The organism is Streptomyces sp. NBC_00259 (assembly GCF_036181745.1).
GTDB lineage: Bacteria > Actinomycetota > Actinomycetes > Streptomycetales > Streptomycetaceae > Streptomyces > Streptomyces pratisoli.
Genome location: NZ_CP108080.1, coordinates 1129767 through 1152682, shown reverse-complemented (window position 1 = coordinate 1152682; position 22916 = coordinate 1129767). Strand labels below are relative to the sequence as shown.

19 protein-coding genes are annotated in these 22916 nt (G+C 72.7%); 10 read left to right on the top strand and 9 right to left on the bottom strand.

All coding sequences use genetic code 11. The features are described from left to right. Nucleotides 1–8 precede the first annotated feature (8 nt). From OG766_RS05130 to OG766_RS05115, 4 genes are read right to left on the bottom strand one after another with little or no spacing between them, the layout of a single operon-like run. A complete protein-coding gene (locus OG766_RS05130) occupies nucleotides 9–872 on the bottom strand; it encodes a biotin-dependent carboxyltransferase family protein (protein ID WP_328724647.1) in 864 nt (287 codons plus the stop codon). Further along, nucleotides 869–1495, bottom strand: coding sequence for a 5-oxoprolinase subunit B family protein (locus tag OG766_RS05125; protein WP_266375937.1), 627 nt, complete (start codon nucleotides 1493–1495; stop codon nucleotides 869–871). Before OG766_RS05125 ends, OG766_RS05130 begins: the two co-directional genes overlap by 4 nt. Continuing rightward, nucleotides 1492–2256: a LamB/YcsF family protein gene (locus tag OG766_RS05120; RefSeq protein ID WP_266375939.1), complete on the bottom strand. Its 765-nt coding sequence runs from the start codon at nucleotides 2254–2256 to the stop codon at nucleotides 1492–1494. Before OG766_RS05120 ends, OG766_RS05125 begins: the two co-directional genes overlap by 4 nt. Nucleotides 2257–2270: 14 nt before the next feature. Further along, nucleotides 2271–3548, bottom strand: a complete 1278-nt coding sequence (locus tag OG766_RS05115) for an MFS transporter (protein ID WP_266375940.1) — start codon at nucleotides 3546–3548, stop codon at nucleotides 2271–2273. 214 nt (nucleotides 3549–3762) lie between these two features. Here OG766_RS05115 and OG766_RS05110 point away from each other — a divergent pair, with 214 nt between their 5' ends. From OG766_RS05110 to OG766_RS05090, 5 genes are all read left to right on the top strand, one after another. Further along, complete coding sequence (locus OG766_RS05110; protein WP_266375941.1) at nucleotides 3763–4479, top strand: GntR family transcriptional regulator; 717 nt, start codon at nucleotides 3763–3765, stop codon at nucleotides 4477–4479. Nucleotides 4480–4571: 92 nt separating this feature from the next. Then, complete coding sequence (locus tag OG766_RS05105; RefSeq protein WP_266375942.1) at nucleotides 4572–6098, top strand: hypothetical protein; 1527 nt, start codon at nucleotides 4572–4574, stop codon at nucleotides 6096–6098. After that, the gene (locus OG766_RS05100) at nucleotides 6095–6262 is read left to right on the top strand and encodes a hypothetical protein (protein ID WP_266375943.1); all 168 of its coding nucleotides are present in this window, start codon (nucleotides 6095–6097) and stop codon (nucleotides 6260–6262) included. Before OG766_RS05105 ends, OG766_RS05100 begins: the two co-directional genes overlap by 4 nt. Continuing rightward, a complete protein-coding gene (locus OG766_RS05095) occupies nucleotides 6259–7170 on the top strand; it encodes a hypothetical protein (RefSeq protein ID WP_328724646.1) in 912 nt (303 codons plus the stop codon). The genes OG766_RS05100 and OG766_RS05095 overlap by 4 nt, the downstream gene beginning before the upstream one ends. Before the next feature lie 78 nt (nucleotides 7171–7248). Then, entirely contained in the window at nucleotides 7249–12135 is a 4887-nt protein-coding gene (locus OG766_RS05090; RefSeq protein WP_328724645.1) for a hypothetical protein, read from the top strand. Between the two features lie 49 nt (nucleotides 12136–12184). Here OG766_RS05090 and OG766_RS05085 read toward each other — a convergent pair whose 3' ends face one another. Then, a complete protein-coding gene (locus tag OG766_RS05085; RefSeq protein ID WP_266375947.1) occupies nucleotides 12185–12598 on the bottom strand; it encodes a hypothetical protein in 414 nt (137 codons plus the stop codon). Between the two features lie 436 nt (nucleotides 12599–13034). Here OG766_RS05085 and OG766_RS05080 point away from each other — a divergent pair, with 436 nt between their 5' ends. The 4 genes from OG766_RS05080 to OG766_RS05065 are packed head-to-tail and all read left to right on the top strand — an operon-like array spanning nucleotide 13035 to nucleotide 17388. After that, nucleotides 13035–15956, top strand: a complete 2922-nt coding sequence (locus OG766_RS05080) for a sensor histidine kinase (protein WP_328724644.1) — start codon at nucleotides 13035–13037, stop codon at nucleotides 15954–15956. Then, on the top strand, nucleotides 15953–16387 hold the full coding sequence (locus OG766_RS05075; RefSeq protein ID WP_266375950.1) for a roadblock/LC7 domain-containing protein: 435 nt from the start codon (nucleotides 15953–15955) through the stop codon (nucleotides 16385–16387). Before OG766_RS05080 ends, OG766_RS05075 begins: the two co-directional genes overlap by 4 nt. Nucleotides 16388–16397: 10 nt before the next feature. After that, complete coding sequence (locus OG766_RS05070) at nucleotides 16398–16802, top strand: DUF742 domain-containing protein (RefSeq protein WP_266375952.1); 405 nt, start codon at nucleotides 16398–16400, stop codon at nucleotides 16800–16802. After that, the gene (locus OG766_RS05065; protein ID WP_328724643.1) at nucleotides 16783–17388 is read left to right on the top strand and encodes a GTP-binding protein; all 606 of its coding nucleotides are present in this window, start codon (nucleotides 16783–16785) and stop codon (nucleotides 17386–17388) included. The genes OG766_RS05070 and OG766_RS05065 overlap by 20 nt, the downstream gene beginning before the upstream one ends. Nucleotides 17389–17519: 131 nt before the next feature. Here the strand turns inward: OG766_RS05065 and glpK are convergent, their stop codons facing one another. The 4 genes from glpK to OG766_RS05045 all read right to left on the bottom strand — a co-directional run bounded on the left by glpK (nucleotide 17520) and on the right by OG766_RS05045 (nucleotide 21791). Beyond that, the gene (gene glpK / locus OG766_RS05060) at nucleotides 17520–19040 is read right to left on the bottom strand and encodes a glycerol kinase GlpK (protein WP_266375954.1); all 1521 of its coding nucleotides are present in this window, start codon (nucleotides 19038–19040) and stop codon (nucleotides 17520–17522) included. 42 nt (nucleotides 19041–19082) lie between these two features. Beyond that, the gene (locus OG766_RS05055; RefSeq protein WP_328724642.1) at nucleotides 19083–19844 is read right to left on the bottom strand and encodes an MIP/aquaporin family protein; all 762 of its coding nucleotides are present in this window, start codon (nucleotides 19842–19844) and stop codon (nucleotides 19083–19085) included. Nucleotides 19845–20127: 283 nt separating this feature from the next. Then, entirely contained in the window at nucleotides 20128–21303 is a 1176-nt protein-coding gene (locus OG766_RS05050) for a lipid-transfer protein (protein WP_443045593.1), read from the bottom strand. A gap of 26 nt (nucleotides 21304–21329) precedes the next feature. After that, nucleotides 21330–21791, bottom strand: coding sequence for a Zn-ribbon domain-containing OB-fold protein (locus OG766_RS05045; protein ID WP_266375957.1), 462 nt, complete (start codon nucleotides 21789–21791; stop codon nucleotides 21330–21332). Between the two features lie 203 nt (nucleotides 21792–21994). Here OG766_RS05045 and OG766_RS05040 point away from each other — a divergent pair, with 203 nt between their 5' ends. Then, a complete protein-coding gene (locus tag OG766_RS05040) occupies nucleotides 21995–22798 on the top strand; it encodes a M15 family metallopeptidase (RefSeq protein WP_328724640.1) in 804 nt (267 codons plus the stop codon). Nucleotides 22799–22916 lie beyond the last annotated feature (118 nt).

Sequence of the window (22916 nt, the reverse complement as noted above, 5' to 3'; positions counted from 1 at the left end):
GCCCGCGGCTACCGCACGGGCACGAACCGCACCGGCGTTCCCGGCACGGCCTGCGCCGCCGCCGCGAGGTCCGGTTCGCGCACGACGGCCACGACCGGATAGCCGCCGGTCGTCGGGTGATCGGCGAGGAACACCACGGGCCTGCCGTCCGGCGGGACCTGGACCGCACCCAGCACCATGCCCTCGCTGGGCAGTTCGGCCCGGACGGAACGCTCCAGCGGCGGCCCCTCCGTGCGCAGCCCGATGCGGTTGCTCGCCGCCGACACCCGGTACGCACCGGTGCTCAGCGTCCGCAGGGCGGTGTCCGTGAACCAGTCGTCGCGTGGGCCGAGCCGCACCCGCAGCACCAGCTCGGCCGGCGGCCCGGGCCACGGTGAGCCGTCGAGGCGCCCGGCCGGGCCGGCGGGCAGGCCCAGCGGAAGCACCACGCCGTCGGCCAGCGGCGGCGGTCCGAGCCCGGACAGCAGATCCGTCGACCGGCTGCCCAGCACCGGATCGGCCGCGACGCCCCCGGCGAACGCCACATAGCTCCGTACGCCGCGCACCGCGCCGCCCACCTCCAGCAGCTGACCGGCTCCGACCCGCACCGGCGCGCCCCAGGCCACCGGGCGGCCCTCGACCCGCACCGGGCACGGTGCCCCGCCGACCGCCACGGTCACGGCACTCCGCGGCCGCACCGCGCAGCCGGTGAGCGTGGTCTCCAGCACCGCCGCGTCCCGGGGGTTGCCGACGAGCCGGTTGACCAGGCGCAGCGCAGCCGGATCGAGCGCACCGGAGCGCGGTACGCCGAGGTGCGCGTACCCGGGCCGGCCCAGGTCCTGCACGGTCGTCAGCGCCCCTGCCCGTACCACCGCGAGGGCACGGTCGGTCATCGGCTGCCCTCCGCCCCGGGCACGAAGCGCACCCGCGCACCGGGCGACAACAGCGCGGCGGGCTCCCGCGCGTCGTCCCACAGGACCGTCTCCGTCGTCCCGATCAGCTGCCACCCGCCGGGGGAGGAGCGGGGGTACACGCCCGTGTACGGCCCGGCCAGCGCCACCGCTCCCGCCGGTACGGATGTCCTCGGCGTCGCCCGGCGAGACACCGCGAAGCGTTCGTCGAGCCCGGTGAGATAGCCGAAACCGGGTGCGAACCCGCAGAAGGCGACATGGAATTCGGCGGACGAGTGGATCGCGGCGACGTCCTGAACCGCCACTCCCCACAGGGCCGCGACGTCCGCGAGGTCCGGTCCGTCGTACCGCACGGGTATCTCGATCACGTCCCGGGTGCCGGCGGTGAGGGGCGGGACGACCCAGTGGGGCAGCTCGGCGGCCAGCCGGCCCGGCTCGTCGACGCCGTCGAGGAGGACCGTCCGTGCCGCCGGCACGATCTCGCCGACCGGGGGAAGCGTCCCGGCGGCACGGCGGCGCAACAGCTCGGCGTGCAGCGACTCGGCCTCCGCGCCGCTGCCCAGCTCCACCAGCAGTGCCCGGTCGCCGACGGGCAGCAGTCTCATACGAAGGCCTCCACCCGCACACCCGACTCCTCCAGCCGCGCACGCACCGTGCGGGCCAGGGCGACCGCTCCCGGGGTGTCGCCGTGGACGCAGAGCGAACGTGCACGGACGCCGACCGGCCGGCCGCAGTGCGAGGTGACGACCCCGAACCTGGCCATCGACACCGATCGTTCGACGACCGCGTCCTGATCGGTCAGGACGGCACCCTCCTGCCCCCGTGGCACGAGGGTGCCGTCCGCCGTGTAGGCCCGGTCCGCGAAGGCCTCGGTGACGACGGGGAGTCCGGCCTTCTCCGCCATCGTGTGCAGCGTCGAGCCGGGCAGGCCCAGCAGCGGCAACCGCTCACCGGTGAGCATGACCCCTTCGACGACCGCCTCCGCCTGCTGCTCGTCGTGGACGACCCGGTTGTACAGCGCTCCATGCGGTTTGACGTACGAGACGCGCGTTCCGGCGGCGCGGGCGAAGACCTCCAGCGCACCGATCTGGTACGCCACTTCGGCGGCCAGTTCGTCCGGCGGGACATCCATCGGGCGCCGGCCGAAGCCGGCCAGATCGCGGTAGGAGACCTGGGCGCCGATCCGCACCTTGTGCTCGGCCGCCAGGGTGCAGACCCGCCGCATGGTGGCGGCGTCCCCGGCGTGAAAGCCGCAGGCCACATTGGCGCTGGTGACGACGGAGAGCAGCGCCTCGTCGTCGGTCAGCCGCCAGCGGCCGAAGCCCTCGCCGAGGTCGGCGTTGAGATCGATCGAGGCCCAGGTCATGGTGTCGGCTCCTTTCAGACGAGCTCGCGGCCGCGGGTCTCCGGCAGCCCGAACAGCGCGATGACGGCGATTGCGTATCCCACGGCGCCGAAGACGAGGGCGCCGCCGACTCCCCAGCTGTCGGCCAGGAACCCGACGAGGGTGGGGAAGAAGGCTCCCACCGCGCGGCCGGTGTTGTACGTGAACCCCTGGCCCGTGCCGCGAACCGCCGTCGGATACAGCTCGGAGAGGAACGAGCCGAAGCCGCTGAAGATGGCCGACATGCAGAAGCCGAGCGGGAAGCCGAGCACGAGCAGCAGCCCGTTGGCTCCCGACGGGAGGTTCGTGTAGGCCAGGATGCAGGCGGCGGAGAGCACGGCGAACAGGGCGATGTTCTTCTTCCGGCCGAGCACGTCGGTGAGATAGCCGCCCGTGAGGTAGCCGATGAAGGCACCGGATATGAGGAACGCCAGATAGCCGCCGGTGCCGACGACGGTGAGGCCCCGCTCGGACTTGAGATACGTCGGCACCCATGTCGCCAGCGTGTAGTAGCCGCCCTGGACGCCGGTGGAGAGCAGGACGGCGAACAGGGTGGTGCGCGCCAGGTCCTTGCGGAAGATCGCGGAGAACGAGCCGCGCTCGCTGCTCGCCCGGCGCCGCTCCGCGGCCTCGGGCGCGTCCGTCACATTCCGCCGGACGTACACGACGAGCAGGGCGGGCAGCGCGCCCGTCCAGAACATGACGCGCCATGCGGTGTCGCTGTCGAGGAACTGGAACACCAGGGTGTAGACGATCACGGCGAGGGCCCAGCCGGCCGCCCAGGCGCTCTGGACCGCGCCGAGGGTGCGCCCGCGGTGCTTGGCCGTGGAGTACTCGGCGACGAGGATCGCGCCGACCGCCCACTCGCCGCCGAATCCGAGGCCCTGGAGGGCGCGGAAGACCAGCAGTGTCTCGTAGTTGGGCGCGAATCCGCACAGCACGGTGAACAGTGCGTACGTGATCACCGTGATCATCAGGGCCCGGACCCGGCCTATCCGGTCGGCGAGGATCCCGGCGAGCGCTCCGCCGATGGCCGAGACGACCAAGGTGACGGTGGTGAGGAGTCCGGTCTGGCCGCTGTCCAGACTGAAGAAGGCGGCGATCGCCACCATGCTCAGCGGCAGCGTGAAGAAGTCGTAGGAGTCCAGGGCATAGCCGCCGAACGCGCCGCCGAAGGCCCGGCGGCCGCGCGGTCCGAGCGCGCGCAGCCACGCGAACGCGCCCGTGTCCTGGGGCAGTTCGCCCTGCTCGCGCTGGGTCTGGGTCGTGCTCATCGGCACCTCGCAGAGGGGGGAATTGGGCGCGGCTGAGTGGGGTGCGTGGTGATGCTGAGTGATGCGCCGGTGCTGCAGAGTGACGCTCACCACACCGTAGGGGATTGTTCAACGATCCGACAAGAGTCTCGTTGCTTCGTTCTTGCTTCTACGATGGAATCCGGATGACGGCGCCGGGCCACCGGCGGTCGGGAAGAACGGAATTGAGGGCGCTGTGGGGACGACGGGGTCCGAGCTCGGTGAACTGGCTGACGACCGCCGGCTCCTGGGCCGTACGAGCACGGCGGAGCGGGTCGCGGACATCCTGCGGACCCGGATCGCGGAGGGCTTCTTCCTCCCGGGGGCGAGGCTCTCGGAGGACAGCATCGGCGGAGCGCTCGGCGTCTCGCGCAACACCCTGCGCGAGGCGTTCCGGCTGCTGACCCATGAGCGGCTGCTCGTGCACCAGCTCAACCGGGGCGTGTTCGTCCGGGTCCTCACCGTCGAGGACGTCGAGGACATCTACCGCACCCGCCGGCTGGTCGAGTGCGCGGTCGTCCGCGGGCTCGGTGAGCCGCCGTTCGCGCTCGACGGACTGCGGGCCGCTGTCGTCGGCGGCGAGCAGGCGGCGCGCGAGAAGCACTGGAAGGGCGTCTCCACGGCCAACATCCACTTCCACCGGGAACTCGTCGCCCTCGCCCGCAGCGCCCGGACCGACGAACTCATGCGGGGTGTCCTCGCCGAACTCCGTCTCGCCTTCCACGTCGTGGACGATCCCCGCGGGCTTCACGAGCCTTATCTCGTGCGAAATCGGGAGATTCTGGAAGTGCTGAAGGCGGGGAGGCGCGACGACGCGGAGCAGTTGCTCGCCGACTACCTCGACGGCTCGCGCACCCGGCTCGTCCAGGTCTACGCCGGGCTCGTGCCGGAGGGGGACGCGGCCGAGCGCTGACCGGCCGGACCCCCTCGCCCGCCCGAGCCCATGAGCGGGGGGTTTCTGCGCCGTTTCGACCGTTGTCAGTGCGAGGACCTAGTCTGTGCACCGTGACTTCGCCTGCCTCGACGGAATCCGTTCCGCCCCAGCTCAGCGCGGGGCCGCGCCCTGCCCAGGGCCCGGCCGCCGACGAAGGGCTCGCGCGACGGCTCCGCGCGCTCGCGTGCACCGCGCCGCTGCACGACCTGGACACGCGCAAGGCGAATCTGGCGGGGGAGTACTCGATCTACGCGATGGCCGAAGTCGCCCTCGCCGCCATCGATCTCGTCACGCTCAACATGGACTTCGATACCGGCGCCGACCACGAACAGATAGTGGCCAGACTGCTGCCCCGGGTCGCGGCGCAGGCTCCTCGGCGCCCCGTCGCCGAGCACGAGCGCGTCGCCCGCTGGGTGCTGGAGAACCTGATCAACGTCGGCAGCGTGGACCGCGGCTTCCGCGCGGTTTACGGCACTTTCGGTCCTGACGGCGTGTATGTCCGCCGGGACTACGACTTCAAGCTCATCGAGGAGGTCCCCGGCTACGGCGGCAGTGTCTATCTGCGCACGACCGACGAAGCGGTCAACGTCCTCGTCGGAGCCCTCGACACGGACGTCACCAGCGCGCAGATCGCGGCGGAGGTGAAGCTGGAGGTCCTCATCAACCGCGGCCGGCTCGCCGACGCCCAGCTCGCGGCCGAGCAGGCGCGCTACCGGACGGTGCAGTACGCGGAGACGCTCCGCAGGACCCTCGAGGCCACCCGGCGCAATGTGCGCGCCGTCGACTGGCTCAGTGCCGTGCCCGACATGATCGCCGAGGCGCTCGACCACGTCGCCGACCGCTACCGCCACGAGAACGCGATCCTGACCAACATTCGCAAGGCGCGTGACGAGGCCGAGGACCACGAGCACAAGCGCCGCGCCGCCGAGCTCGTCGACATAGTCAAGGACTGCATCCGCCGCCACACCCAGCTCCAGTCCCGGCTGCTGGAGGCCGGCCCGCTCTTCCGCGCCGAGCAGGACCGCCAGGCCTTCGCCGCACCCGCCGCCCGCTCCGGGATCGATCTGTACGGCCACCTCGTCGCGCCGCTGCTGCCACTGCCCGTCGGCCAGGCCATCCGCGTCACCGACGCGTTCTTCGCCCGCGGCACAGGGCTGCGTACGCCGGCCTCGGTCCGTGTCACCGACCTGGTCGACATGCTTCTGAGCCCACCGGTGGAGCGTGAGCACCTGGGTGCGGAGATGCCCGAACCCGACCTCATCGCGACCCCGGACGACAGCCGCTTCAGCGAGGAGCAGCTCGCGAGTGCCATGGAGCTGCTCGATCTGGAGCACGACGCCCCGCGCCGGCTCTCCGGGCTCCTCGCCGAGGCGCGCCGCCGCGATCCGGACCTGCCGTATCTCGTCGCTCTCCTCGCCGTCCACGCGGCGAGCCCTCCGGTCGGCACGGCCTACCGGCAGGGCGAGCAGCGCCTGCTCTTCGCCGTCGACGACGGCACCGAGCTGGACGACCCCGAATTCGGAGGCGCCGACCTGATCGTGGGCACGGCCCTGCTGGACGCGGCGGGCATGGCGGCCGACCGGACGGAGGCGGCGTGAGCGCGCGCCAGGGCATCGACGCCGCCCATCGTCGCGCCGCGGCAGCGTCCCCCCGCCGCGCACCCGTCCTCGACCGCGCACCCGTCCTCCACCCCGCACCCGTCCTCCACCCCGCACCCGAACCCGTACGCGCAGAGAACCACCGCAAGGAGCCGCAGCCGTGAGCGACCAGCACGCAGAGCACGCCGGGGCGTGGAGCGAGCCGGGCGCGCCGCAGGGGCCGCCGGCCGGGCCGATGTCCGCGTCCGGCGGCATCACTCCCGCGGACGCGGCCGACGCCGCACGGCTCGTCTCCTTCGGGCTGCAGCCCAAGCTGATGCCCGCGCGCGACGCGGAGTACGCCGAGTTGCTGCGGCGCTACCGCGAGGAGCCCGCCTTCGCGCGGCTCGCCGACGCCGTCGCCACCGGCCTCGGCCTCATCGTGCTCGAGGTGTCGCCGCGCGCGGGCATGGCCGTCACCGCAGGCGAGGACTCGGTCTTCGCGGTCCGCATGGGCGACTACGCGCGGCGTGCCTCCGCCGACTCGGCCGACCGCTTCCTGCACGGCCTCGCTCATCTCGCCGTCGCCGCCATGGCGTTCCCCCGCCCCGAGGACCTCGCCGACGACGGCTACATCGGCCGGATCACGGTCAACGGAGTCGACGCGTTCGTCCGCCAGGCCTGTACGCGCCTGGAGGAGCGCGCCGAGGAGCAGGGAGAGAACACCGACCCGGCCTCCGACGCGCCCGGACTGGAGGCCGCCTGGCGGATCTACGCCCGCCGCAGCGCCACCGGTGCCACGAAGGACGCCCGCCGCCTCGCGGGCTCCACCACCGGCATCGTCGGCAAGGCCGTCGCCTTCCTCACCGACTCCGGCTTTCTGCAGCGCACCGGCGACGACGCGGGCGGTGCGTACCGGACCACCGCGCGCTACCAGCTGCAGGTCCGGGACATGGCCGGCAGCGCTGCCATGGCCGAGCTCCTGGAGCTCGGCGTCGTCCCCGTCACCGACGGCACCGCCACGCTCGTGGCGGCTCCCGACGCCGACGCCCTCGACCTGGCCGCCGACGCCGGCCTGCCCTTTCACGCCTGACCCGCCGGCCCCGCCCGAACCCGGCACCACCTGCCGGTCCCCGCTTGACCCTGCTGAGAACGACGAGAGTCCGCCGCCATGTACGAGCTGTCCCGGGTACGCCTCTACTCCATCGGGCCCGCCGGTGCGCGCTATGCCGACACCGTGCTGGATCTGCGCGGGGTCGGCGCACCCGTGCCCCACCCGGCCCCCACGCAGGCCGAGTTCTTCGAGGAGGAGCCCGTCGGCCCGCCGCGCCGCCCCGCGCCCGCGGGCGTGCTCTTCCTGGAGAACGGCGGCGGCAAGTCGGTCCTGCTCAAGCTGATCTTCTCGGTCATGCTGCCCGGCCACCGCAACACCCTGGGCGGCGCCAGCTCCGGCGTTCTGCGCAAGTTCCTGCTCGCAGACGACTGCGGGCACGTGGCCCTGGAGTGGCAGCACACTCTCACCGGTGAACTGGTCGTCGTCGGCAAGGTCAGCGAGTGGCGCGGCCGTCAGGTCTCCAACGACCCCCGGAAGTTCGCCGAAGCCTGGTACTCCTTCCGGCCCGGACCGGGACTCGGCCTAGACTCGCTGCCCGTCGCCGAATCCACCGCCGTCCGGCCGCCCGTCGAGGGCGCCTCCGGCGCACAGGGCCGCCGCCGCACCATGAAGGGCTTCCGCGACGCGATCACCGAAGCGGGCAAGGCGTACCCGCATCTGGAGGTGTTCTGGGAGGAGATCCACGACCGCTGGAACGAGCACCTCGGCGATCTCGGGCTCGACCCCGAACTCTTCCGCTACCAGCGGGAGATGAACGCGGACGAGGGCGAGGCGGCCGGCCTGTTCGCGGTCAAGAAGGACTCCGACTTCACGGACCTGCTGCTGCGCGCCGTCACCGACACCCGTGACACCGACGGTCTCGCCGATCTCGTCAGCGGCTTCGGCAACAAGCTCGGCCGCCGTGCCGAACTCACCGCCGAGCGGGACTTCACGGCGGGCTCCGTCGATCTGCTCGGCCGCATCGTGGAAGCGGCCGGAGCGCGCGACCGGACGCGTGACATCCACGCGGGCGCCGAGCGCCGCACCCGCACGCTCGCCCGGCGGCTCTCCGCCCGTGCCGGCGAGGAGCGCGCCCGTGCCGCGGAACTCGCCCAGCAGGTCACCGCCGCCGCGCACACCGTGACCGAGGCCGAGCAGTCCCGCAGCCGCAGCTCGCTCATCGCCGCCGAACTGGCCTACCGCAACGCCTCGCTGGCGCTGACCGCCGCGGAGAAGGCCGCCGCCGCTCAGCGCCGCGAGCTGATCGACGCGCGCACCCTGCACTCCGCCTGGCAGGCCGCCGAAGCGGTGCTCCGGCACCGTGCCGCGGCCGACCGCTCCACCCGGGTCGCCGCCGCCATCCGCGAGGCGGAGCGGGACGCCGCACCCGCGCTGGCGGCACGCGCCACGGCTGCCGCCGACCTCGTGCGCGCGCTGCACTCCGCCGCCGAGGACGGCGAGCGCGTCGCCAACGAGGAGGAGGAGCGCTCCGCCGCGCTCCAGGAAGCCGGCGAGTCGGCCCATCGCGACGCCACCGCGGCCGCCACCGACGCCCAGCGGGCCCGCAGTGAGGCGGGCCATCTGCGCCAGCGCCTCGCAGAGGTCGGGCAGGAGACCGCTGAGGCGGTCCGGGCCGGCTGGCTCGACGACACCGCGCCGGACGCCGATCCGGCCCGGGCCGCGCTCGCCGCCAGTGACGCCGAGAAGACCGCCGTCGCCGCCTGGGACGTGGCCCGCGACTCCGCCCGCACGGCCGCCGACCGCGCCCGTGAGGCCGCCGCCGCCGAGACCCGCGCCGAACTGGCCGCGGCCCGCGCCTCGGACGCGTCCCGGGCCGCGGCGCACGCCTACGAGGCCGAGCGCCTCGCCGCGGCGTCCATCGCCGAATCGGAGCGGCTCGCGGAGCTGCTGAGCCTGCCCACCGGCCCCAGCAGCCCCACCGTCCTCGCCGCCCGGGCCGTCCCCGGCCCCCGGCAGGGTCAGGCCGCGCAGGACGCGGCACGGACGGATGACCAGGACGCGAAGGACACCCCACCCGGCAACGGCGGGCCGGCCGGCTCCCCGCAGCGCACGGCCTCCGCCGCCGAAGGCCCCCTCGGCGCCGAGGAGTTCGACCGGTACGCCGACGAGCTGCGTGAGCTGCTGGAGCAGGGCGTCGTCACGGCCGAGCGGCAGCTGTTCGACCTGCGCACCGCCGCCGCCGACGACGCCCGCATCCTCGGCGCGCTCGGCGACGGCGGACTCCTGCCGCCCGGCCCTGATGTGCTGGCGACCGTCGAATTCCTCGGGGAGCACGGCATTCCGGCGCTGCCCGGCTGGCGCTATCTCGCCCAGGCCGTCGACCCGGCCGACCACGCCGCCGTCCTGGCCGCCCGGCCCGAGCTGGTCGACGGCGTCGTGATCACCGACCCCGTCTCCTACGCCCGCGCCCGCGAGGTGCTGACCGCAGCCGCGCTGCTGCCGCGGTCCACCGTCGCCGTCGGCACGGCCGCCGCCCTGCTCGCGCCCGTACCGGGACCGGGCGCCGCCGGGGACACGGACGTGTTCCTCGTGCCCCCCAACCCGGCCATGCACGACGAACACGCCGCCGACGAGGAACGGCAGACGCTGCGGACCAGGGCCGCCGCCCGGGACGAGGAGATCAGGATCCTCGCGGCCCGGCTGGCGGGCGACCGTGCCCTCGCCGCACGCATCGGCTCCTGGCGCGCCGACTGCCCGCCGGGCATGCTCGCCGAGCTGGCGGAGGCCGCGCGTACCGCTGAGGAAGCCGCGGAGGCCGCCGAGGAGACGCTCTCCGGGGCCCGCACGGCACGGGCCGAAGCGGAGGAGGCCGCCGCCGACACCGCTCAGGTCCGCGACGAGCGGCAGGACGCGGCCCAGCGGGCCCGCCGCGCGGCCGACGCGCTCGCCGGGCTGGCCTTCCGTCTCCGGGAGCGCGCCGGCTGGCAGGCCAAGCTGCGTGAACTCGCCGATGACGCGGCCGAGTCGGACGCCCGCGCGACCACCTGCCTGGAGCGGGCCAGGGCCGCCGACGAGGACCGCCGCGCCGCCCAGCGCGCCGCCGACGACGCCCGCCGCACCGCCCGGGCGCTCCGGGCCGAGCGCGCAGAGATCGCCGGGGCTCCCGAGCAGCTGCCGGCGGCCGACCCCGCCCCCGACGCCCCGCGCCCCGCGCTTCCCGCCCTGCGCGAGGCGTACCGCGCCGCCTCCCAGCTGTACGAGAAGGTCGGCGTCGGCGCCGATCTGCGCGCCGAACAGGCCCGCGCCGAGAGCGACGAGAGCGCGGCGCTGGCCGAGCTCGACCGGCTCACCAACAAGGTCCGCACCCGCGCCGCCCAGCTCCTGGAAGGCACCGACGGTGCCGACGGGCCGTCCCGCCAGGCCGCCGCGGCCCGTGCCGAGTCGCTGGTGCAGATGCTGGAGTCCCGCGCCACCGAGGCGAGCGAGAAGCTCGGCAGGCTGCGCGGCGAGGCCGAGCGCCTCGCCCCGGCGGACGGCGAGGCGCACACCGACCTGCCCGAGGAGCTGGTCCCCGTCGACGCCCAGCAGGCCCAGGCCCTGCTGCGTACGGCCACGGCCGAACTCGCCGCCCGCACCGAGGCGCTGGACACCGCCCGCGACACCCACACCGAGCTGCTGCGTGCCCATCGGGCCGCCGAGGACGCCGCCGGCGGCTTCGACGAGACCGCGGCGCTGCTGCGCGATCTGCTCAGGGACCACACGGAGGAGGAGACGGGGGACCCCGACCCGTATCCGGGCACGCTGGAGGAGGCGCGGCACTCCGCGGCCGAGGCCCGCCGCTCGCTCCGTGGCTGCACGTCCGACCTGTCCGCCGCAGAGTCCGCCGTGCGTGAGGCGAGCGACGTGCTCGTACGGCATGCCAACTCCACCCGCTACGAGGCGGTACGCACACCGGCCCGTCAGCAGATCCGCGAACTGCCCGCGGCCGCCCTGCCCGAGCACGCCGCGAAGTGGGCGGAGGCGTTCGCGCCCCGGCTGCGCGTGCTGACCGACGAGCTTGCCCAGCTGGAGCGCAACCGCGACTCCATCGTGGACCGGCTCCGCGGCCTGGTGGAGTCCGCGCTGACCACGCTTCGCTCGGCGCAGCGGCTCTCCCAACTCCCTGAGGGACTCGGCGAGTGGTCGGGCCAGGAGTTTCTCCGCATCCGCTTCGAGGAACCGGACCAGGCGACCCTCACCGAACGGCTCGGCGAGGTCATCGACGAGGCCACCCGCGCCGCGGTGAGGAAGAACTCCGATCTGCGCAGGGACGGCATGTCCCTGCTGCTGCGCGGTGTCCAGGCGGCGCTTCAGCCGAAGGGCATCGCCGTCGAGATCCTCAAGCCGGACGCGGTGCTGCGCGCCGAGCGCGTACCGGTCGGGCAGATGGGCGACGTGTTCTCCGGCGGTCAGCTGCTCACCGCCGCGATCGCGCTCTACTGCACCATGGCGGCGCTGCGCAGCAACGACCGCGGCCGGGACAAGCACCGGCACGCCGGCACGCTGTTCCTCGACAACCCCATCGGCCGTGCCAACGCGACCTATCTGCTGGAGCTTCAGCGCGCTGTCTCGGACGCCCTCGGTGTCCAGCTGCTGTACACCACTGGGCTGTTCGACACCACGGCCCTCGCCGAGTTCCCGCTCGTCATCAGGCTGCGCAACGACGCGGACCTGAGGGCCGGCCTGAAGTACATCAGCGTGGAGGAGCATCTGCGCCCCGGCCTGCCCCAGCAGCGCACCGACGGCGAGACGGTGCACGGCGAGATCACCGCGACCCGGATGTTCAAGCGCGCCGCCGACCACCAGGCACCCGCGGCAGCCTCCCCCCGTCCAGGGCCCGAGGACCGCCCTGCCTCCCCGTCCCAGGGCTCGGCGTCGGCCTCCCCGCCACAGCACCCGGACCCGGGCTCCCCGCCACAGGACCCGGGCCCACAGCACCCGGAGACAGCGCACCGGAGCCCCTGAGCCGTGTCAGACGCGGCCTGGGCGAACACGCCCCCCGGGGCACGGGAGTTCAGGCCTGCGACAGCCTGCCCGCGCCCCGTCGCCGTATCCGCGCGGCCTCCCGTGCCGCGACGCGGGCCGTCCGCCGTGCCCGCCGCCGCTCACGCCGCAACTGCCGCGCCGTGCTGCTCGGCACCGACACCACGCCGTTGCGCTGGTTCCACACCTGGCGGGTGACCCAGACGTCCAGCACCGCCCAGGTCGTGACCACCGTGCTGCCCACGCTGCTCAGAAGCATGGGGAACGCCAGCCACGACCCCGTCAGTGTGCAGAAGAAGGCCACCATCGCCTGGATCATCGTCACCGCCGTCACGATCACGGCGCGCACGGCCGCCGTACGCACCGGATCGGGCATCCGCCGTCGCCCCACCGGCTCGTCCGCCCAGAGCGGCCGCTGCATACCCGTCTCGTCCGCAGTCCCCATGGTCTGCGCTCACTCCCCACATATGTCCGACTGCAGGGTGGCTGCCCGGCTCCGGTCCGTTTACGCCGCCGACCCGTGCGCATTCGCGCACGGCCCCATCTCCCGCAACTCCTGTTCCCCGTACGGAATGACGATCGGCCGGCCCGGAAGATTCCCTTCAGAACGAAGGATTCCAGCCATCCGTGCACGGAGCGAACGGGGCGCTCTGCCCACGTGTCCTAGACCACACTGCGGAATGCCATCTCCCCGGATACCAGGACAACCCATGATCAACGTGCCGAGCTGCGGCTGAAAATCGTCCGGACGTCTCTTCGAGTTGTCTGTGTGTCAGTAGTAGGCTCGCGCCGTTTGTTGACGCACACCACCGACCAGGCACCACACACCAAGCGGACATCACCACCCGCGTCCTGTCACGCGGGTCGAGCTGGGGGAGGCCATGCGCTTTCGCGGGAAGTCGATCCGCCGGAAGATCGTGGCGTTGCTGCTTGTGCCGCTCGTGTCCCTGACCGCGCTCTGGGGCTTCGCCACCGCACTCACCGGCCGTGAGGCCAAGCAACTGCTGGACGTCGGCTACATCAGCGAGAAGGTCGGCCTTCCGATCGAGGACACGGTCCGTGTCATCCAGAAGGAACGCCGCCAGACCCTCGTGTACCTCGCCGACCCCCGGGAGGCCGAGGCCCTCATCACCTTGCGGCGGCAGCGCGCGGAAACCGACAGGGCCGTGGCCGAAATCCGCGCCAGCGCACAGGACTCCGGCGTCCGTGACTCCATCAGCCCGGACGTCTCCCGCCGGCTCACCCTGCTCGTCGACGCCCTCGACGGACTGGGCTCGCTGCGCCGCAACGTCGAACAGAGCGCGATCACCCGCGCCCAGGCACTGGAGTTCTACAACCGGCTCGTCGATCCCTGCTACAGCTTCCTCACCTCCCTCCACGCCCTGGAGGACGTCGAGTTGGAGAAGCAGAACCGGGCGCTCGTCGGCGTCGTACGCGCCCGCGAGCTGCTCTCCCGCGAGGACGCGCTCGTGACCTCCTCATTGGTCGCGGGCAAGGTCACCGCCGACGAGATACGCGCGGTCTCGGACCTCGCCGCCAACCGCAAGCTCCTGTACGAGATCAACCTCGAGGTCCTGCCCTCGTCCGAACGCGAGATCCTCGAACAGTACTGGCGGAGCCCCGAAACCCAGCCGCTGCGCGAGGCCGAGGAGAAGCTGCTCGCCGCGGGCGCCACCAACAAGCCGCGCGTCGTCGACTCGCCACGGTGGCAGCAGCTGGCCACTCCGGTCCTGGACGATCTCGCCCAGCAGTCCACCGAGGCCGGCGACCGCTACCAGCACCGTGTCGAGCCCGCCGCGTACAGCGTCCTCGTCAGGGCCGGCGTCGCCGGCGTGCTCGGCTTCCTCGCCCTCCTGGTCTCCGTCGTCGTCTCCGTGCGCATCGGCCGCGATCTGGCCCGAACGCTGTCACGGCTGCGCAAGGAGGCCCACGAGGTCTCGGGCGTCCGTCTTCCCAGCGTGATGCGCAGGCTCGCCGCCGGCGAACACGTCGACGTCGAGACCGAGGCACCGCACCTCGACTACGAGAAGGACGAGATCGGCCAGGTCGGCCAGGCGCTCAACACGCTCCAGCGGGCCGCCGTCGAGGCCGCCGTCCGGCAGGCCGACATGCGGCGCGGCGTCTCCGAGGTCTTCGTCAACCTCGCCCGCCGCAACCAGGTGCTGCTCCACCGTCAGCTCACGCTCCTCGACACGATGGAGCGGCGCACCGAGGACGCCGAGGAGCTCGCGGACCTCTTCCGGCTCGACCACCTCACCACCCGTATGCGCCGGCACGCCGAGGGCCTGGTGATCCTCTCCGGCGCGGCCCCCTCCCGCCAGTGGCGCAAGCCGATCCAGCTGATGGACGTGGTGCGGGCGGCCGTCGCCGAGGTCGAGGACTACGAACGCATCGAGGTCCGGCGGCTGCCGCGCATCGGCGTGGGCGGCCCCGCCGTCTCCGACCTCACCCACCTCATCGCCGAACTGCTGGAGAACGCGACCGTGTTCTCGCCCCCGCACACGGGGGTCCAGGTGCACGGCGAGCGGGTCGCGAACGGCTTCACCCTGGAGATCCACGACCGGGGCCTCGGGATGACCCCCGAGTTGCTGCTCGACGCGAACCTGCGGCTCGCGGAGACCCCCGAGTTCGAGCTCTCCGACACCGACCGGCTGGGCCTGTTCGTCGTCAGCCGGCTCGCCCAGCGCCAGAACGTGCGGGTCTCGCTGCAGCCGTCGCCGTACGGAGGCACCACTGCGGTCGTCTTCATCCCTGCCACGGTGCTCACCGACGCCCCCGACACCGAGGGCACGGGATTCCGACTCGACCGCAAGGGCGCCGCGGCCGCGGCAGCCCGGGACGGCGGCGGCCGCTCCGAAGGCGGCCGGCTCGCCGCGCTCGCCCAGGTGCCGACGGGGCTGACCGGATCCTCCGTGCTCGACGGACCCGTCGAGCTGGAGGCGCCCGTCGGCGCGCCGGGCTTCGAGGACCGTCCCGCCCTCGGCGGTTTCGAGCGGATCGACACGGCCGACCCGATCAACACCGCGGCGGACACCGCGGCGGACATCGAGGACACCGAGAGCGAGCGCGGCGGGCTGTTCCGCGCCCGCGACTTCCTGCGCCCGCCCGACGAGCAGCACCAGCAGGCCACGGACCAGACGCCCGAGCGGCCGAGGAGCGGTCCGCGCCGCTCCGCCACCAGTACGGGCACGGGCCCGATTCCGCTGCCGCGGCGCAAGCCGCCGACCCTGATCGCCGACCACGGCCGCCGGGTGGACGAGCGGGGCCGCTCGCACCCGTCCCCGACGGCGGACACGCCGGACGGCGCGACCCCCGCCTCGGATACGCCCGACACCCCGGTGCCCCGTCCCGCCGCCGGCCCCGTGCCGCTCAGGGGCACCCGGCCGCCCGTCGCCGACGCCCCCGGGCGCCCCGGCGACGCCCCGGCCTGGCGCGCCGACGCAGGTCCCGCGCCCGCCACCGGTGCCGGGTCCGGCTCCGCGGCCGGTTCCGGCACCCGCGCCGGGGCCGGTGCCGCCGCCGGGAGCGGCTCCGCCGGGCAGACGCTGGGCGGACTGCCCCGCCGCGTCCGTCAGGCCAGCCTCGCCCCGCAACTGCGCGAGACCTCCGCCGGGCGGTCCGCCGAAACGCGCGCCGCGGCCACCGCCGAGGTCCAGGACGTCGAACGAGACGCAGAAGAAGTACGCGACCGCATGGCCTCGCTGCAACGCGGATGGCAGCGCGGACGCCGTCAGAACGCCGAGGACGCCACCGGCCCCGGCGAGACAGCACCAGGAACGACACCGGAGGGGAACGGTCGATGACCGCACCGAACGCCGCTGCACCCGACGCGACCACGACTGGCGAGCTCAACTGGCTCCTCGACGAACTGGTCCAGCGGGTCGGGTCCATCCGCAAGGCCCTCGTGCTCTCCAGCGACGGTCTCGCCACCGGTACGTCCAAGGACCTCACCCGCGAGGACGGCGAGCATCTCGCCGCCGTCGCCTCCGGGTTCCACAGCCTCGCCAAGGGCGTGGGCCGCCACTTCGACGCGGGACGGGTGCGGCAGACCGTCGTCGAGCTCGACGACGCCTTCCTCTTCGTCACCGCGGCGGGCGACGGCAGTTGTCTCGCCGTCCTGTCCGACGCCGACTCCGACGTCGGCCTGGTCGCGTACGAGATGACGCTGATGGTCAAGCGCGTCGGCGCCCACCTCGCCACGGCACCACGCACCGGACTGGCCGCCGGAGGGTGAGTGGAGCGGCATGACTGACGCCAGACAGCAGGTCCGGCAATCGCACCACTGGTTCGACGACGAAGCCGGACCGGTGGTCCGTCCGTACGCCATGACCCGCGGCCGGACGAGCAGCAGCGCGCGGCACCGGCTGGACCTGATCGCGCTGGTCGTGCCGGAACCGGCCGCCGACGACCCCGGACGGGACCAGACGCTCTCGCCGGAGCACGTCGACATCGTCGAACGCTGCAGCACCACACCCCAGTCGATCGCCGAGCTCGCGGCGGGCCTGGACCTCCCCGTCGGGGTGGTGCGGGTCCTCGTGGGCGATCTCGTCGACGAGGAACTGGTCCACGTAACCCGTCCCGTTCCGCCGGCCGAACTGCCGGACGTGAGTATTCTCCGCGAGGTGATCAATGGTCTTCGGGCGCTCTAGCCGCAAGGAGACGCCGGTGGAGCCGGTGACACTGAAGATCCTTGTCGCCGGTGGCTTCGGGGTGGGCAAGACCACCCTCGTGGGCGCGGTGAGCGAGATCAAACCGCTGCGCACCGAGGAGACCCTGAGCGAGGCCGGCCGGCCCGTGGACGACCTCGAAGGCGTCGAGTCCAAGAACACCACCACGGTCGCCATGGACTTCGGCCGGATCACGCTGCGCGAGGACCTCGTCCTCTATCTCTTCGGCACCCCGGGCCAGGGCCGCTTCTGGTTCCTCTGGGACGAGCTGGCGCAGGGTGCGCTCGGCGCGGTCGTCCTCGCCGACACCCGCCGCCTGGAGGACTCCTTCGCGGCCATCGACTACTTCGAACGCCGCGGGATCCCGTTCACCGTGGGGGTCAACTGCTTCGAGGACGCCGACCGGTTCCCCACGGACACCGTACGGGCCGCCCTCGACCTCGACCCCGAGGTGCCGCTGATGATGTGCGACGCGCGGGACCGGGAGTCGGTCAAGGCCGTGCTGGTGGCGGTCGTGGAGAACGCCCTGGTGCGCTCCACCAGGGAACGCGAGCCCGCGACCACCTGACGGGCGGACGGACGACACGACCCGTACCCCCACCGACAGGGGTACGGGCCGTGGTTCATGGGGCCGTACGAAACGGCCTTCGAACGGCGTTCACGCACCGTCCCGCCGGTTGGACCCGCCGTCCGGGCGGTTCACGCACCGTCCTCCTTGTGCCAGCCGAAGCTCCGCTCCACCGCCCTGCGCCAGTTGTCGTACTCCCGCTCGCGGACGTCCGCGGCCATGCGGGGCGACCACTCCACATCTCGCTGCCAGTGGGCCTTCAACTCGTCCAGCCCGCCCCAGACACCGGTGGCGAGGCCGGCCGCGTACGCCGCACCGAGACAGGTCGTCTCGGACACCTTCGGCCGGATCACCGGTACGCCCAGCACATCCGCCTGATGCTGCATGAGCAGCTGGTTCGCGGTCATCCCGCCGTCGACCTTCAGCGTGGTGATCGGCACCCCCGAGTCCTGGTACATCGCGTCGACCACCTCACGCGTCTGCCAGCTCGTGGCCTCCAGCACCGCCCGCGCCAGATGGGCCTTGGTGACGTATCTCGTCAGACCCGTGATGACGCCGCGGGCGTCGGCGCGCCAGTAGGGCGCGTAGAGACCGGAGAACGCCGGGACGATGTACGCGCCACCGTTGTCGTCGACGCTCGCCGCGAGTGTCTCGATCTCGTCGGCGCTGCGGATGATCCCCAACTGGTCGCGGAACCACTGCACCAGGGCGCCGGTGATCGCGATGGAGCCTTCGAGGCAGTAGACCGGGTCCGAGTCGCCGATCTTGTAGCCGAGGGTCGTGATGAGACCGCTCTTGGACGGGACCGGCCGGCTTCCCGTGTTGAGCAGGAGGAAACTCCCCGTGCCGTACGTGTTCTTCGCCGTGCCCGTGTCGTAGCAGGCCTGGCCGAAGATCGCGGCCTGCTGGTCGCCGAGTGCGGAGGCGACCGGTACGCCTTCGAGCTGGCCGACGGCCGTCCCGTACACCTCGGCCGAGGACCTGATCTCCGGGAGGACCGCCTCCGGCACGTTCATCGCGGCGAGGATCGAGGAGTCCCACTGCAGGGTCTCCAGGTTCATCAGCATGGTGCGGGAGGCGTTGGTGACGTCCGTGACGTGGACGCCGCCCTCCGTGCCGCCGGTCAGATTCCAGATCAGCCAGGAGTCGATGGTGCCGAACGCGATCTCCCCGCGCTCGGCCCGCCCCCGCAGCCCCGGCACATGGTCCAGCAGCCAGGCCGCCTTGGGACCGGAGAAGTAGCTGGCGAGCGGCAGTCCGGTCGTCTCGCGGAATCGGTCCTGCCCGTCCGTGCCGCCGAGTTCCGTGCACAGCGCCGCTGTCCGGGTGTCCTGCCAGACGATCGCGTTGTGCACGGGCTTTCCGGTCGCCCGGTCCCACAGCACCGTCGTCTCGCGCTGGTTGGTGATGCCGAGCGCGCTCAGCTGTGCGGCCCGCAGCCCTGCCTTGGCGAGCGCTCCCGCGACCACCGCCTGGACCTTGGACCAGATCTCGGTGGCGTCGTGCTCCACCCAGCCGGGCCTGGGGAAGATCTGACGGTGCTCCCGCTGGTCGACGGCGACGATCGCGCCGTCCTGGTCGAAGATGATGCAGCGGCTGGACGTGGTGCCCTGGTCGATGGCGGCGACGTACTTCTGGGAGGTGTCCGTCATGACGTCCCTTTGGGTCTGGGGGCCGGGCCCCCGGTTTCATGGTCAGAACACTGCGTTGAAGACGATGCCCGAGAGGAGTCCGCCGACGAGGGGTCCGGTCACGGGAATCCAGGCATAACCCCAGTCGGACGTCCCCTTGTTGGGGATCGGCAGAAGCGTGTGGACGAGGCGTGGCCCCAGGTCGCGGGCCCGGTTGATGGCGTATCCGGTCGGCCCGCCGAGCGACAGGCCGATGCCGACGACGAGCAGCGACACCAGCAGGACCGAGATCCCGGAGCCATAGATTCCGGCGGCCTCGCCGGGGATCGGGCCGATTCCGATGCCGGCGTTCCGGCCGAAGGCGAGGATCGGCAGCACCAGACCGATGGTCGCGACGATCTCGGTGACCAGGTTCGCGACCGGCTTGCGGATCTCCGGGGCGGTCGAGAAGATTCCGAGCGTCGGCTGGGCGTGCGTGAGGTCGGCGTTCGCCTGGAACTGCGCGTAGTAGGCCAGCCAGGCCAGTACGGCGCCGAGTGCCGCCCCGACCAGCTGGGCCGCGATGTACAGGGGCACCTTGCCCCACTCGCCGGTGTCGACCGCGATGCCCACGGTCACGGCCGGATTGAGATGGCCGCCGGAGAGCGGCGCCGCGGTGTACGCGCCCGCCAGCACGCCGAAACCCCAGCCGAAGGCGATGACGATCCACCCGGACGCCTTCGCCTTGGAGTGGTGCAGGGTGACCGCGGCGCACACACCCGCGCCGAAAAGGATCAGTATCGCTGTCCCGATGACCTCACCGAGGAAGATGTCTGCGTTGCTCATGGCGGCTCCTGGGCTGGGTGTGGTTCCCATGGCTACGGAGCCGATGGCAGGGCGGATCACAGGGATGCCCCATGCCGTGCTCGGCGTCCGTGACGAGCGTGGTGAGCGTGCCGGACCGCGGTGATGCCGAAGGCACCGGCGCGGACGAAGAGGCAGTTTTCCCTTGGGTTACTGCCCCGTCAAGGTCGCCGACAGCACGCCCAGTTCACGGCACGTGCCGGACTCGTCACAGGGGAACGCCAACCCGGGCCGGGCGGTCGGTCACCCCCGGGCCGGCGATCGGTCACCGGACGGCGACGACCGCCGAGCCATGGCCGAAGAGCCCCTGGTTCGCGGTGATTCCGGCCCGGGCCCCGGCGACCTGGCGTTCCCCTGCGTTGCCGCGCAACTGCCAGGTCAGCTCGCACACCTGGGCGATGGCCTGTGCGGGGACGGCCTCGCCGAACGAGGCCAGCCCACCGCTCGCGTTGACCGGCAGCCGGCCACCGAGCGCCGTCGCGCCCTCCCGCACCAGCTTCGCGCCCTCACCGACGCCGCACAGCCCGAGGTCCTCGTACCACTCCAGCTCCAGTGCCGTGGACAGGTCGTACACCTCGGCGAGCGCCAGGTCCTCGGGCCCGAGTCCGGCCTCCTCGTAGGCGGCGTGCGCGATCGCCGCCCGGAAACCAGGCGGCGACGGGTCCATGGCGACCGCCGAGTCCGTGGCGACCGCCGAGTCCGTGGCGATGTCGGGGAGGTCGAGCACGGTCCTCGGGTAGGTGGGGGTCACGGTCGAGACGGCTCGGACACGGACCGGATCGGGCACGCCGTGCCGACGGGCGTACTCCATGCTCGACAGCACCAGAGCGGCGCCACCGTCCGACGTGGCGCAGATGTCGAGGAGCCGCAGCGGATCGGCGACGACGGCCGAGGCGGCGACCTGCTCGGCGGTCACCGTCGTGCGGTAGCGGGCGTACGGATTGAGCGCCCCGGCCGCCGCGTTCTTCACCTTGACCTGCGCGAAGTCCTCCACCGTGTCGCCGTGCAGGGCCATGCGGCGGCGGGCGTACAGCGCGAAGTAGGCCGGGTTCGTGGCTCCCAGCACTCGGAAGCGCAGCCAGTCCGGATCGTCCGGACGGTCCCCGCCCGCAGGGGCGAAGAACCCCTTCGGCGCGGAGTCCGCGCCCACCACCAGCACCACATCGGCCATGCCCGCGAGGATCTGGGCCCTCGCCGTGTTCACGGCCTGCGCCCCGGACGCGCAGGCGGCGTACACACTGGTGACGCGCGCCCCCTGCCAGCCCAGGGCCTGCGCGAAGGTGGCCCCCGCGACATAGCCCGGGTAGCCGCAGCGGACCGTGTCGGCCCCCACCACCGACTGGACGTCCTGCCAGCGGATGCCCGCATCGGCGAGCGCGGCACGTGCCGCGGCGGTCCCGTACTCGACGAAGTTCCGGCCCCACTTGCCCCACGGGTGCATGCCCGCCCCGAGCACCGCGATGTCGCTCACCGGTCCGCCTCCACCGGGCTCCAGTGCCACGTCGTCCAGACGGTCTCGGCGTCCTCGTGAAGGATTCCGGGGACCACTTCGACCTCCATGCCGACGCTCAGGTCCGCGACGGTCACGCCGGGGGCCGCCTGCCCGAGGACCACCATCCCCTCTGCCGCGAGCTCGACGGCGACCAGCGTGTAGGGCTCCCATTCCGCCTCTGGGTCGGAGACGTACGGCGGCGGCGGCCGGTAGCGGCCGTCCGTGTACGACCACACACGGCCGCGCTTCGACAGCGGGACCTCCTCCGGCTCGCCGCCCGCACAGGTGGGGTTGCGGCAGAAGGAGTCCTCACGCGGGAAGAACACCGCGGAACAGGCGGGGCAGCGCGTGCCGAGCAGCCGGAACTCCCGCCCGTCGCCGTCCTCGGTGAGCTCGGTGAACCAGCCGGCCACCACTGGTGTACGCGTACGCGCCAAGGCCACTCCCGGGATTCCGGCGTCAGCTGACGATCCGTCAGGTACGGGGCCAGTGTGCCACGGTCCCGCGAACGACGACGACCCCCCGTCCGGAACGAGAACCGAACAGGCCCGTTCGGCGTCCGGAACGAATGAACGGGTGGCCGGGATCCACGGGGGTGGTCCCGGCGGCCCGTTCCTGGTAGACGGTGCGCATGATGCGCATGAGACGACTCGCCACCGCATTGTCCGCCCTGACCCTCACCACCGTGGCCCTGCTCGCGGGCACCGCCACCGCCCCGCCCGCCGCCCGGGCCGCCTCCGAACCCAAGGCTCCCGAGGAGTTCGTCGCACTGCGTGCCGTGGATCCGACGATCATCCAGGAGATGCGCTACACGACCGCGCACAACTTCGTGGGCGAACGGATCGACGGCTACCGCCAGCCGCTCTGCATCCTCACCCGCCCGGCCGCCCGGGCCCTCCACGAGGCGCAGCGAAAGCTGCTGCTCCAGGGCTACTCGCTCAAGGTCTACGACTGCTACCGCCCGCAGCGCGCCGTCGACCACTTCGTGCGCTGGGCCAAGGACCTCGGCGACGAGCGGATGAAGCCGGAGTTCTATCCACACGTCGACAAGTCGAGACTCTTCGCGGACGGCTATATCGCGGAGAAGTCCGGCCACAGCCGCGGCAGCACCGTCGACCTCACCGTCGTCCGCCTCCCGGCGAAGAAGACCCGGCCCTACGTCCCCGGCGAAACCCTCGTCCCCTGCTACGCCCCGCAGTCGGAGCGCTTCCCGGACAACTCGGCGGACATGGGTACCGGGTTCGACTGCTTCGACACCCTGTCGCACACCGAGGACCCACGCATCCGGGGCACGCAGCGCGCCAACCGGCAACTGCTCAAGAACACCCTCGCCGACGTGGGATTCGTCAACCTGCCCGAGGAGTGGTGGCACTTCACCCACAAACCGGAGCTGTTCCCCGACACCTACTTCGACTTCCCGGTGTCGGTCAGGTCGCTGACCTGACCGTACGGGCCGCGGGGCCCGCCGTCGCGTACAGTCCGCGTGTGACCGAGCCCCGCGAGCCCGTGCCCGATTCCGCCGATGCTGCCGATCCGGCAAGCGCCGCAGCAGCGGGAACCGC

Bases quoted from the DNA above. Each gene is read 5' to 3' on its own strand.
- OG766_RS05130 (WP_328724647.1), bottom strand. From the start codon at position 872: ATGACCGACCGTGCCCTCGCGGTGGTACGGGCAGGGGCGCTGACGACC.
- OG766_RS05125 (WP_266375937.1), bottom strand. From the start codon at position 1,495: ATGAGACTGCTGCCCGTCGGCGACCGGGCACTGCTGGTGGAGCTGGGC.
- OG766_RS05120 (WP_266375939.1), bottom strand. From the start codon at position 2,256: ATGACCTGGGCCTCGATCGATCTCAACGCCGACCTCGGCGAGGGCTTC.
- OG766_RS05115 (WP_266375940.1), bottom strand. From the start codon at position 3,548: ATGAGCACGACCCAGACCCAGCGCGAGCAGGGCGAACTGCCCCAGGAC.
- OG766_RS05090 (WP_328724645.1), top strand. From the start codon at position 7,249: ATGTACGAGCTGTCCCGGGTACGCCTCTACTCCATCGGGCCCGCCGGT.
- OG766_RS05085 (WP_266375947.1), bottom strand. From the start codon at position 12,598: ATGGGGACTGCGGACGAGACGGGTATGCAGCGGCCGCTCTGGGCGGAC.
- OG766_RS05080 (WP_328724644.1), top strand. From the start codon at position 13,035: ATGCGCTTTCGCGGGAAGTCGATCCGCCGGAAGATCGTGGCGTTGCTG.
- OG766_RS05075 (WP_266375950.1), top strand. From the start codon at position 15,953: ATGACCGCACCGAACGCCGCTGCACCCGACGCGACCACGACTGGCGAG.
- OG766_RS05070 (WP_266375952.1), top strand. From the start codon at position 16,398: ATGACTGACGCCAGACAGCAGGTCCGGCAATCGCACCACTGGTTCGAC.
- OG766_RS05065 (WP_328724643.1), top strand. From the start codon at position 16,783: ATGGTCTTCGGGCGCTCTAGCCGCAAGGAGACGCCGGTGGAGCCGGTG.
- glpK (WP_266375954.1), bottom strand. From the start codon at position 19,040: ATGACGGACACCTCCCAGAAGTACGTCGCCGCCATCGACCAGGGCACC.
- OG766_RS05055 (WP_328724642.1), bottom strand. From the start codon at position 19,844: ATGAGCAACGCAGACATCTTCCTCGGTGAGGTCATCGGGACAGCGATA.
- OG766_RS05050 (WP_443045593.1), bottom strand. From the start codon at position 21,303: ATGCACCCGTGGGGCAAGTGGGGCCGGAACTTCGTCGAGTACGGGACC.
- OG766_RS05040 (WP_328724640.1), top strand. From the start codon at position 21,995: ATGAGACGACTCGCCACCGCATTGTCCGCCCTGACCCTCACCACCGTG.